This window comes from Mesorhizobium sp. M1C.F.Ca.ET.210.01.1.1, from assembly GCF_004791585.1.
GTDB lineage: Bacteria > Pseudomonadota > Alphaproteobacteria > Rhizobiales > Rhizobiaceae > Mesorhizobium.
This window is the reverse complement of sequence record NZ_SRUU01000066.1, coordinates 1-10,938: the sequence shown is the minus strand read 5'-3', so window position 1 is coordinate 10,938 and position 10,938 is coordinate 1. Positions and strand designations below refer to the sequence as shown.

11 protein-coding genes and 2 pseudogenes are annotated in these 10,938 nt (G+C 61.1%); 8 read left to right on the top strand and 5 right to left on the bottom strand.

From position 1 onward, the window contains the following. Nucleotides 1-117, top strand: a pseudogene (locus EN853_RS32660) (IS630 family transposase); the annotation flags it as partial. 7 nt (nt 118-124) lie between these two features. Here the strand turns inward: EN853_RS32660 and EN853_RS32655 are convergent. After that, nucleotides 125-589 (bottom strand): annotated as a pseudogene (locus tag EN853_RS32655) (enoyl-CoA hydratase/isomerase family protein); the annotation flags it as partial. 88 nt (nt 590-677) lie between these two features. On the opposite strand from EN853_RS32655, the gene EN853_RS32650 reads away from it, so the two are divergent. The 5 genes from EN853_RS32650 (at nt 678) to EN853_RS32630 (ending at nt 5,366) form a co-directional block, all read left to right on the top strand. After that, nucleotides 678-1,262 (top strand): TetR/AcrR family transcriptional regulator, encoded by a 585-nt coding sequence (locus EN853_RS32650; protein WP_127863003.1) that lies wholly within the window; start codon nt 678-680, stop codon nt 1,260-1,262. A gap of 245 nt (nt 1,263-1,507) precedes the next feature. Further along, complete coding sequence (locus EN853_RS32645) at nt 1,508-2,368, top strand: xanthine dehydrogenase family protein subunit M (RefSeq protein WP_127863004.1); 861 nt, start codon at nt 1,508-1,510, stop codon at nt 2,366-2,368. Next, nucleotides 2,368-2,844, top strand: a complete 477-nt coding sequence (locus tag EN853_RS32640) for a (2Fe-2S)-binding protein (RefSeq protein WP_127863005.1) — start codon at nt 2,368-2,370, stop codon at nt 2,842-2,844. Before EN853_RS32645 ends, EN853_RS32640 begins: the two co-directional genes overlap by 1 nt. 3 nt (nt 2,845-2,847) lie before the next feature. Continuing rightward, complete coding sequence (locus EN853_RS32635) at nt 2,848-5,121, top strand: xanthine dehydrogenase family protein molybdopterin-binding subunit (RefSeq protein ID WP_127863006.1); 2,274 nt, start codon at nt 2,848-2,850, stop codon at nt 5,119-5,121. Continuing rightward, a complete protein-coding gene (locus EN853_RS32630; RefSeq protein WP_126094485.1) occupies nt 5,121-5,366 on the top strand; it encodes a MoaD/ThiS family protein in 246 nt (81 codons plus the stop codon). The genes EN853_RS32635 and EN853_RS32630 overlap by 1 nt, the downstream gene beginning before the upstream one ends. Nucleotides 5,367-5,402: 36 nt before the next feature. Here the strand turns inward: EN853_RS32630 and EN853_RS32625 are convergent, their stop codons facing one another. After that, nucleotides 5,403-5,993, bottom strand: coding sequence for a hypothetical protein (locus EN853_RS32625; protein ID WP_127863007.1), 591 nt, complete (start codon nt 5,991-5,993; stop codon nt 5,403-5,405). Nucleotides 5,994-6,254: 261 nt separating this feature from the next. On the opposite strand from EN853_RS32625, the gene EN853_RS32620 reads away from it, so the two are divergent. After that, on the top strand, nt 6,255-6,986 hold the full coding sequence (locus EN853_RS32620) for a cysteine hydrolase (RefSeq protein ID WP_127863008.1): 732 nt from the start codon (nt 6,255-6,257) through the stop codon (nt 6,984-6,986). Between the two features lie 459 nt (nt 6,987-7,445). Here EN853_RS32620 and EN853_RS32615 read toward each other — a convergent pair whose 3' ends face one another. Both EN853_RS32615 and EN853_RS34995 read right to left on the bottom strand, forming a co-directional pair. Beyond that, entirely contained in the window at nt 7,446-8,666 is a 1,221-nt protein-coding gene (locus EN853_RS32615; protein WP_167524673.1) for a hypothetical protein, read from the bottom strand. A 387-nt stretch (nt 8,667-9,053) separates the two neighbouring features. Next, nucleotides 9,054-9,326: a hypothetical protein gene (locus EN853_RS34995; RefSeq protein WP_245517255.1), complete on the bottom strand. Its 273-nt coding sequence runs from the start codon at nt 9,324-9,326 to the stop codon at nt 9,054-9,056. Nucleotides 9,327-9,529: 203 nt separating this feature from the next. Here EN853_RS34995 and EN853_RS32600 point away from each other — a divergent pair, with 203 nt between their 5' ends. Next, nucleotides 9,530-9,829 (top strand): hypothetical protein, encoded by a 300-nt coding sequence (locus EN853_RS32600; protein ID WP_245517254.1) that lies wholly within the window; start codon nt 9,530-9,532, stop codon nt 9,827-9,829. A gap of 79 nt (nt 9,830-9,908) precedes the next feature. On the opposite strand, the gene EN853_RS35400 is transcribed toward EN853_RS32600, so the two are convergent. Further along, nucleotides 9,909-10,091, bottom strand: a complete 183-nt coding sequence (locus tag EN853_RS35400) for a DOPA 4,5-dioxygenase family protein (RefSeq protein WP_348631622.1) — start codon at nt 10,089-10,091, stop codon at nt 9,909-9,911. Nucleotides 10,092-10,938: the final 847 nt, after the last annotated feature.

The window sequence follows — 10,938 nt, the reverse complement described above, 5'->3', positions numbered from 1 at the left end:
CAGAAGCGAACCATCGACGACACCTGGCGACACATCGGACACCTCGTCGCCACCATAGAACCCGACGAATGCTCAAACTACTTCAACAACGCCGGATACGCTTCCGTCAAAACCTGAAGCGCTCTAGCCGCGGCAGGCGCTGCGTGCCGCCGAAGGTCGGCGGCATGGCGAGCTTGATCTCCGGCTTGGCTAACAGGGCGCGGTCGCTGGCGATGGCCAGCGGCACCGCTTCGGTGATCTCGCAGCCGCCGCCGAAGGCAAGGCCGTTGACGGCGGCGATGACCGGCTTGCGGAAGGGTTCCAGCCGCGCCGTCAGCCGCTGGCCGCGCATGACGAAGTCGCGCAGCGCCACATCGGTGCCTTCGGCCACGCTTAACGCGAATTCATGGATGTCGCCGCCGGCCGAGAAGGCGCGCTCCCCTGCCCCGGTGAGGATCACGGCGCGGACCGCATCATCGGTCTCGATCCTGTCGAGGAGCACCAGCAGACGGTCGATCAAAGCGTAGTTCAAGGCGTTGAGTTTTTCAGGGCGGTTGAGCGTCAGCACCGCGACTCGGTTGCGCATCTCGCACAGCACAGGCTCGGTCATCATCTATTCCTTTCCGGCATGGAGCACGGCCGCAAAAGGATCAGCTTTCAGCTTGTTTGTATATTCACTAGTCGGTATACATCACTGAATGAGTGAGAAGGTCAATCACACCAAAAAACGCCTCGTCGACGCGGCGGCGAAGCTGTTCTATGCCGAGGGCATCGGCCGCGTCAGCGTCGATGCCGTGGCGGAAAAGGCGGGGCTTACCAAGCGCACGCTCTACTACCACTTCAAGAGCAAGGACGAGCTGATCACGGCCTATCTCGACAGCCGCGACCAGCCGAACCTCAAGCAGATGGCCGGCTGGTTCGAGGCCGCGGAAGGCGGCGCGGACAAGAAGGTCACGGCGATCTTCACCCACCTGGCGCGTGTGGCGCGGCACGTCAAATGGAAAGGCTGCGGCTTCCTGCGCACGGCCGCCGAGCTCGCCGCGATGCCCGGCCATCCGGCGGTGAAGGCCGGCTCGCGCCACAAGAGCAATTTCGAGAAATGGCTGGCGGGCGAGCTTTCGAGCCATGGCGTGCGCGAGCCGAAGATGCTGGCGCGCGAGATCGTGCTTCTGATGGACGGCGCCTTTTCCAGCATGCTGATCCACCACGATCCCGACTACATCACGGCCGCCGGCCACGCCGCCGCGACGCTGGTGCGGGCACGGATGGGACCGGCGACGTAGATCTCGGCTTCGAGCCGGCCGAGCGCGGCGATATCACCGCCATGCCGCCCCCCTGCCGCGTCGGAGGGAGGCTTGGCCGGCTCGTCGCGAACGGGTAGTCCTGGCGCGCGCTGGACCAAAAACCCCGGGAAAGGATTAGGGCCAGCCCGCCTGACTTGGATGGTGCAATGCAGGAAGCGGATGGTCATTATAAGGAGACCCTTTATAACGGTCGCCGAGATTTCCGACTTAGCCAAGGGGAGACGATGCGCTACATACGTCCGCAATCAATGGAAGACGCCGTGGGCCTGTTGGCCGGCGCGGCCGGCCCGGCCGCCATCCTTGCCGGAGGCAGCGACCTCCTGGTGAGGATGAAGGGCGGCTTTGTCGAGCCCGAGCTGATCGTCGACATCAAGGCGATCGCCGGCCTGAGCGACATCACGGAAACGGCCGACGGGTTCAGAATAGGCGCCGCTGTGCCCTGCGCGGTGCTGGGCGAGAACGCGGCCCTGAAGAAGGCGTGGCCGGGTGTCGTCGAGGCGGCCAAGCTGATCGGCTCCAAGCAGGTGCAGGGACGCTGCACCATCGTCGGCAATCTCTGCAACGCCTCGCCCGCCGCTGACAGCGTGCCGGCGCTGGTGGCCGCCGGCGCCAAGGCGGTTGTCGCCGGGCCGGGCGGCAAGCGCACCATTGCCGTCGAGAGCGTGCCGACCGGACCGGGCAAGACGTCGCTCGCCAAGGGCGAGATCATCGAGGCGATCCTGCTCGACAAGCGCCCGCCGCATGCCGGCGACGCCTATCAGCGCTTCATCCCGCGCACCGAGATGGACATCGCGGTGGTGAGCGCCGGCGTGAACCTGACGGTCGGCGACAACGGCGTCGTCAAGGCGGCCCGCGTGGCGGTGGGTGCGGCGGCGCCGACGGTGCTGCTGGTCGAGGAAGCGGCGCAGGTGCTCATCGGCTCGAAGCTCGATGAAGCCACGCTTGAGCGGCTGGCGAAGATCTGCTCGGGCGCCTGCCGTCCCATCGACGACAAGCGGGGCACCATCGAATTCAGACGGAAAGTCGCGGGTGTGCTGGCCAAGCGTGTGGCCGCAATCGCTTATGAACGTGCAGGAGGCAAATGATGGCCGGTGTAGCGGTTTCAACGACAATCAACGGCGATCACGTCGAATATCTGTGCCAGCCGGACGAGACGCTGCTCGAAGTGCTGCGTGACCGGCTGGGCCTGACCGGCGCCAAGGAAGGCTGCGGCACCGGCGACTGCGGCGCATGCAGCGTCATCGTCGACGACAGGCTGGTGTGCTCGTGCCTGGTGCTGGGCGCGGAAGCCGAAGGCCGGCAGATCGAGACCATCGAGGGCATGGCGCATGGCGACCAGCTGCATCCGCTGCAGCAGAAGTTCCTGGAGCACGCCGCACTTCAGTGCGGCATCTGCACGCCGGGTTTCCTGATCGCGGCCAAGGACCTCTTGGCGAAGAACCCCGACCCGACCGAGGAGGAGATCCGCTTCGGCCTCGCGGGGAACCTCTGCCGCTGCACCGGCTATGACAAGATCGTGCGCGCCGTTCAGGACGCGGCCAACGTGATGAAGGGAGCCTGACGCATGAATTTCGATCCGCGCTACTCGGGACGCAGCTTCACGTCCGTCGGCACCCGCCCCATCCGCCCCGACGGCGTCGACAAGGTGACGGGACGCGCCCGCTACGGCGCCGACTTCAACATGGCAGGCCAGCTTGTCGGGCGCATCCTGCGCAGCCCGCATGCCCACGCCATCATTAGGAAGATCGACACCTCGAAGGCGGAAAAGCTCGCCGGCGTGAAGGCGGTGATCACGGCGAAAGACCTGCCGGACCTCACCGATGGCGATGCCGCCATGTACGACATCCTCGACAACTCGATGGCGCGCACCAAGGCGCTCTATGACGGCCATGCGGTGGCCGCGGTCGCCGCGATCGACGCCCGCACCGCCAGGCAGGCGCTGAAGCTGATCGAGGTCGACTATGAGGTGCTGCCGCATGTGACCGATGTCGACGAGGCGATGAAGCATTCGGCACCGCTGATCAACGACGCCATCTTCACCGAGGGCCTCGAGGAAAAGCCGGTAAAGCCTTCCAACGTCACCAAGCGCACGCAATACGGCCATGGCGACGTCCACCAGGGTTTCGGCGAGGCCGATTTCGTCGTCGAGCGCTCCTTCAAGACCGAGCAGACGCACCAGGGCTATATCGAGCCGCATGCCTGCGTGGCGAGCGTCAATCCCGACGGCACGGCGGACCTGTGGGTGTGCACGCAAGGCCATTTCGTCTACCGCCAGCACTGCGCGCAACTGCTCGGGCTCGAAGCCTCGAAGCTGCGCGTCACCTCCTCCGAGATCGGCGGCGGTTTTGGTGGCAAGACCCATGTCTGGGCGGAACCCGTGGCGCTGGCGCTATCGCGCAAGGCCGGCCGCCCGGTGAAGCTCGTCATGACCCGCGACGAGGTGTTCCGCGCTTCGGGCCCGACCAGCGCCACCTCGATCGACGTCAAGATCGGCGCCAAAAAGGACGGCACGATCACTGCCGCGGAAGCGACGCTGCGCTATAGCTGCGGCCCCTATGCCGGCATGTGGGCCGAGATCGGCGCCATGACGGCGTTCGCCTGCTACAAGCTGGAGAACGTCAAGACCGTCGGCTACGAGGTGCTGGTCAACCGGCCGAAGACGGCGGCCTATCGCGCGCCCTCGGCACCGATGGCGGCGTTTGCGGTGGAAAGTGCTGTCGACGAGCTTGCCAAGGAGATCGGCATCGACCCGGTCGACTTCCGCATCAAGAACGCCGCCCAGGAAGGCACGCGCGCCTCCTACGGCCCGGTCTACGGCCCGATCGGCATCGGCCCGACGCTGGAAGCGGTGAAGAACCATCCGCACATGAAGGCGCCGCTGGGCACGAACCAGGGGCGCGGCATGGCCTGCGGCTTCTGGTTCAACTTCGGCGGCCAGACCTGCACCGACTTGAACATCGGCATGGACGGCTCGGTCTCGCTCGCCGTCGGCACGGTGGACGTCGGCGGCTCCCGCGCGTCGCTGTCGCTGGTGGCGGCGGAGGAGCTCGGCATCGACTATGCTCATGTCAAGGCGATCGTCGCCGACACCTCTTCCCTCGGCTACAACGACATGACCGACGGCAGCCGCGGCACCTTCTCCTCCTCGATGGCCACCATCTCGGCCGCCCGCAACGCGATCAAGATCCTGCGCGAGCGCGCCGCGCAGATGTGGGACATTTCGGTCGACGACGTGGCCTGGGAAAAGGGCCATGCGGTCGCCAAGGGCGAGAAGCACGGCAATCTCGGCAAACTGTCGCTGAAGGAGATCGCCGCCGAGTCGGGCAAGACCGGCGGGCCGATCGCCGGCCACAGCGAGCTCGTCGCCGACGGCGCGGGCGTCTCCTTCGCCACCCATATCTGCGACATCGAGGTCGACCCCGAGACCGGCTCGACCCGGGTGCTGCGCTACACGGTGGTGCAGGACGCCGGCAAGGCGGTGCACCCGACCTATGTCGAGGGCCAGTACCAGGGGGGTGCGGCGCAAGGCATCGGCTGGGCGCTCAACGAGGAGTATATCTACGGCAAGGACGGGCGGCTGCAGAACCCGGGCTTCCTCGACTACCGCATCCCGGTGTGCTCCGACCTGCCGATGATCGACACGCAGATCCTCGAGATCCCCAACCCCAACCACCCCTATGGGGTGCGCGGCGTCGGCGAGACCTCGATCGTGCCGCCGCTGGCAGCGATCGCCAACGCGGTGTCGAACGCGGTGGGCGTGCGCATGAGCCACATCCCGATGTCGCCGCCGCGCATCCTCGCGGCGCTGGAGGCCGAACGGGAGAGGTTTTCGCGCTAATGGTCGAAGTGACGCTCTGGGGCTCGCTGGGCGCTGCCGCCGGAGGCCAGAGCAAGCTCGACATCGAGGCCAAGGACATCAGGGAGCTGTTCCGCAAACTTTCGGAACAGTATCCCGCCTTCGAACCCCTGATCGATCGCGGCATCGCTGTCGCGATCGACGGCACGATCTATCGCGATACGTGGTCGAAGGAACTGCCGCCTGGTGCGGAGATTTTTTTGCTGCCGCGACTGGCTGGGGGATAGGCGGAGCGGCGTCGCCTCCACCGAGTTTTTACGTCCCTATAGGCCCGCAAGGGCCTGAGCGGTCAGCAGCCGAGCCACCAGGCGGTACTGCTCTACGAGGAAATCATCATTGGTGAACCATTCGGCATAGGGCGCCATGCGAACGCCTTTCGCTTCAGAATCCTTGATTTGGCTGGCGCCGGCGAACATCAACCGGTTGCCGTCCGATGAACGGACCATCTCAGCGCTGACGGTCATTGCAATCCCTCGCCCGTCGTTAACTGGTACGCTCAATGCGTGGTAGACGTTGATCTTCAGCCTGGCGGAGGCGGTCGATGCCGCGTCTGTTACGCGGTATCCCTTGCCAATGAGGTCTTCCTTCGCCTGGCTCTCGATGAGCTCGCGGAGGTTGGTGCGCGTATCCACGACCTCCTGAAGACGAGAAGTAGCCTCTGCCACAGTGGCGGGCACTTTCCCGGAACTTGCATCTGCCTCACTTGAATTTGGGGCAAAGACGGAGGCTTTCGACAGCTGCACAGGCTCCACGTAGACCAAGCCCATGGAGGCCTTGCTCTGCGGGTCAATGGAGGACGAGACGCAAGCGGTAAGAGCGACCGCGACAAGGGCAATAAAACTGCGGCGAAGCAATGGAACCTCCAAATTTTCAAAGTCGATTCGCGATACTACGGAACAGGTTATTCGGGGATTACCGCACACGACAAACTGGTCGGGGTAGCGCGGACTGCGATCCGACCGAGGTCAGAACTGCGAACCTCAGTGATAAGGTTGATGCTTTGAATCTGCGGCCGCCAAGCGGGGGTGTAGACCCCCTCGTTGACGCGATTTGGGTGGCGGATCAGTATAGCAAGGGCGCAAAGAGCGACACCTCATGCTGGTGGGAGGACAAAAATGTATCCACTTGTCATCGACGCGAAGCCTCAACCTATTTCAGTTGATCCAGCCAACGCTGCAGTTCTCGTCGTGGATATGCAGAATGACTTCGGCTCCAAAGGTGGAATGTTCGACAGAGCCGGAATCGATATCTCCGGAATTCAACGGGCTGTCGGCCCTACTGCCCGTGTAATAGCTGCCGCTCGCGACTTGAGAATGCCGGTCGTCTATCTCAAGATGGGGTATTCTTCTGACCTTTCGGACCTTGGCACATCGGATGCGCCCAACCGTATCCGACATCTCCAGATCTTTCGGGTCGGTGACAGCATGACAGCCCCGGATGGCAGCGAATGTCGGATTCTGATCCGCGACACCTGGGGAACAGATATCGTTAGCGACCTCAAGCCAGAAGCAGAAGATGTCGTCCTCTACAAAACGCGGTTCAGCGGTTTCTACGATACCGAACTCGATACTGTTCTGAAGAACGCAGACATAAAATACCTCGTCGTGACAGGATGCACGACCAGCGTATGTGTGGAATCGACAATTCGGGATGCCTTCTTCAGGGATTATCACTGCATACTGCTGACGGATTGCACCAGCGAGCCCATCGCATCGGACGCGTCAAGGAGCAATCATGATGCCTCGATCACGCTCGTGCAGATACTCTTTGGATGGACCTCGACGGCCGACCATTTCCTGAAGGCGATCGAGGAGCGAGTTCATGAGCGTGTTGAACTGGCCGAATGAGCTGGTGTGGCCTCGGCGAGCCCTCGCGCCATTTTTGCTTTGGCCCTTCCCGGGTTTTTCAAAGAGAAAAGCGCCAGCTTTTCTCTTCTGGAATCTGGATATCTGGGGTCTGGACTCTGGCTTATGGAATATGGGGCTTATCCCTGGCCTGAACCCGTGGCTTATCCAAGCGCGGAATTGCGCCGCACTTCCAACGGCTTGGGTTGTGGCATTTCAGCGTGCTTTTTACGCGCGTGCGCACTTGCCGACGATCTCCTGTCGTTGTCGGCGCATATTGAACAAAACGGGAACAAAAATGTCAAGCCGATCATCGACCTGCTAGGAATTTGCTCCTTATCAACACGGATCAGCGGGCGAGAGGGGTGCGGTAAGCGCTGCGGGCGCGGCCGGCGCGTTCCGCGTCCAGTATGTAACTTGGACACGCCCAGAGCGTAGGCACCATATCTCTGTGAAGAGCGATCACACAACGGATTTGGTGATCTCTCTGGCCACCCGAATCCTCAAAGCATCGGTATCCAGCTTTTGAAATTCGGCGAAGTTATAGTGCCATCTAATCTGATTCAGAAGAGACGTGCGGTCAAAATTGGCGTAAATCTCAAGCATCCGATCGTAGAACCTCAATGCTTCGGTAATAGCTTCTCGGGGTCCTTCGGGCTTCCCAAAAATCGTGTTTCCGAATTTCTTGGCGGCTTCAGCCTCCTGGGGTGTGAGCGGGACTTTGACGAAAATTTGTTGATTGGTTTTCTCGTCCACCACCACAACCGTCGCCTCTTGATCCATCGAAGCAATTTCCCGAATCCGGCCGACACCCTCGCTGCCGTCGCCTCTTGGATACTGGATAAGCCTCCCAATCCTTAATGTTTCTATTGGCTGGCCTTGGTCGTCCAACAACTCATCGGGCACACCTTCGAAGCTGTTTGGCACCCGCTGAACCAGGGACAAGCAATCATGCACCCACCGCATAGGCCGATGTTTGTCATGGTTATCCATTGCGGTCTCGATTTCCACGACGCCGTCGCGGAAATCCGCCATTCCAAATCCCACAAGCAGCGCGAAAAAACCTAGGTTCGATGCGCCGTTATTGACCAAGTCCTGGTTGTTAGTCACAAAAACGTAAGCCGGCGAAGGAGGCGTTCCGCCGACAGTAATTTCCTCAGCGGCCTTGATACCAGCGACGATGAGCTCGCGCAGGCGATCAATTTGATCCGGCCTAATGTCCGCGTCGATACCTAACTCAAACCAATAGACGGGGTTTTCGAGAGCTTTCTTTGAAGCTTTGTAGAGCTTGTCACGAAACCAGCCATGCAGTTCGTCCAAGAACGCGCCGCTGTGCAATTCGAATGGCGATTTCCAATTCTGCCTTCGTTTGGCTTCGACTGCGTAGGTCACACCATTCTGGAATGTGGCGAAGAACTCGGGCTTAGGTGCATTGCCAGTGCCATCCTCAGCGCCATTGATCCGTGCGCCCGCCACGGCAAATGCCGAAGCCACAAGAGCTTCATATACCGCGGGGGCGAAGCTCTCGGGGTGCCGTAATCTTATTAGGAGATTCTGCTGCGGCTTGTCATTGTGCTCGATGAGATAAAGAGCGTAGGCAAGACGAGTTAACGCCGACACGTCTTCCCTTTGGGGGGAGGAGCGCACCGCCTTCAGCTTGCCTAGCTGCCTCAGAGAAACCATCCAGCCAGCGAAAGAGCTGGTGATCTGGAGTCTTTTTGGACGCCTCGTCGCCCCACTCGCGACCAATCACATTCTTGAGGTTGTCTAACAAGAAGTCGGTTACAAATCGCCATCGAGGCGAATAGACCATCCTCTTTCCTACCACGACAACTCGACGACCGTTGTGCAGCGCCGTAATCATTGGTCTACCGTGGCCCTGCTGACGCTTGCGGAGCATCTCCTCCGCTTCCTTGATCCGCCCTCGCTCCGCGAGTTGTTGTTCAATACCTTTGTCCGTAGTTGCCGATGTATTGAAGCGACCATGGCAATGCTTGTACCGCAACCCGCTTTCGCAGGGGCAAGGTTCATTTCTCCGCGTAAAAAGGGATCGACTCCGCGTGTCCGAATTCATCCGGCGTTGTTAACATAGAACGACAAATTTGGCAGTTGTCGCAAAGCAAGCCGAACCGCCTCTTCACCCAAGAGTAAACTTGCAAGCCAGCCTTTTGCCTTCGCGCCTAGGCTCGGCTCCGCATTCGCCTCCAGCGCCTCGAACCGTTCGCCGATGCGCAGGCGCAGCCATTCGCCATGCTGCCACTCAGGCCGACCCGCGTAGTGGATATGGGCGTGATAGCTGGCGATCTCTGAAAACGGTTTTGGAATGGCCGTGTCTTCGTTCAAATGGAATCGACCTGCTAGCAGACCTGTGCTCTAATTGCTCAACGTTGAGAGGGGGCACAATGTATCGGGCTGTCGCTTTGACTGCCGCGCTAGCACTTGCTGGTTGCGCAACTACATCAGAAATGCCGCTAGCCCCAAATGTGGTACGGCTGGATACTCACGCAAGCGGGGCGCTTTTCACCGGGTCTGCCGGTGCGATCACGATGAAGAAGGCAGCCGAAGCGACGTTGTCTCGCGGCTATACACATTTTCGTTTTGACCAAGCCTCAACTGCTTCCGGCTCTCGGTTTGTCGGCATGTCCAGCAATACATTTGGAAGCGCCAATGCAGCAGTCATGGGCAACACCGCTTACGGCAACTACAGCGGCACGACGATTTCGACACCGATGTATGCGCCGACAGCTGACATCGGTGTCACGGTGGTGATGTTTCACGCAGATGAGCCTGGCGCCCAAGGTGCATTTGATGCCGCTGAAGTCATGAAGAAGGGGGGGCGGGTGTGATGGGTGTAAGGGAGGCGCATTTCGAAACGGAGATCAAGAACCCGCTAGGGGAAGCAAGCCCATTTGGTACTGCCACCCCCTAAGCCCCCAGCGTCGGCTCCGTATTCACCTCCAGCGCCTCTTCCGCCTCATCCTCCTCGCCAAGGATCTCCCCGTTCACCACCAACGCCCGCCCGATCCAGATCGGGTCGATCAGATGGTCGCACTTGGGGTTGGTGGTGTTGGGGTGGATGCGGATGCTCAAGCCGCCGTGGTTCAGCATCAGCCATGGAACGAGCGTTGCAAAAATCCCGGTCGCGAACGAGACCTGTTACATGGCCTGCTGATGCGGGCCGACCGGCTCGTCGCGCCAGTTGCCCAGGCGCACGCGGAAACGTTCGCCGATGCGCAGGCGCAGCCATTCGGCATGCCGCAGCTCAGGCCGGACCGTAGTTGATACGGGCGTGACAGTTGGCGATCCTCAAGAGAGGCCTTCGCCGCCGCATAGGTACCCTGAGCGGTTGTCGTCTATGAGACCACCTTGGGCCTGCGGCGCCACTTCACCGGCGCGACGAGCCGTCCCTGCCATCGGCGAAGCGCCCTCCTCGGCTGCTCGCGACAACCATCGCCGGCGCCCACCCAAGGCCGCGCCATGCGAGCCAAAGCAAAACGGCTTGACCGGCCAAGCCTACGACAATCGAAGTAACAGCTATCCCCGAGATGAAATCGGAATCCATGTTTGCGAGCCCCCGCTTCGCTTAATTTACGAGTTGAAGTATTGGCTTGACCCGCGCGCGAGTCGAGGCCAACATCTACCTAAAATGGACTAAGCCGAATGGGGTATACTGAGACCGACGAAGCATTTTGAAGCAATTCCAGAAAGCGCGGCGGATTTTTCTGGCGCTTCGTCATCCTCGGGCTTGACCCGAGGATCCATGCCGTAACGCGCGCCGAAGAACACGGCGGCTCAGAATTCCGCACCGTTGTAACGCTCGGATGTAACGGCATGGCAACTGTGTTCATGCGAAAGCTGTTTTATCTCGAATGATGGCGTTGAGGACGACCAGGAGCTTCCTTGCGACGGCGATGATGGCGAGTTTCTTGGAGCCGGAGCGGGCCGCAAGGTCGGT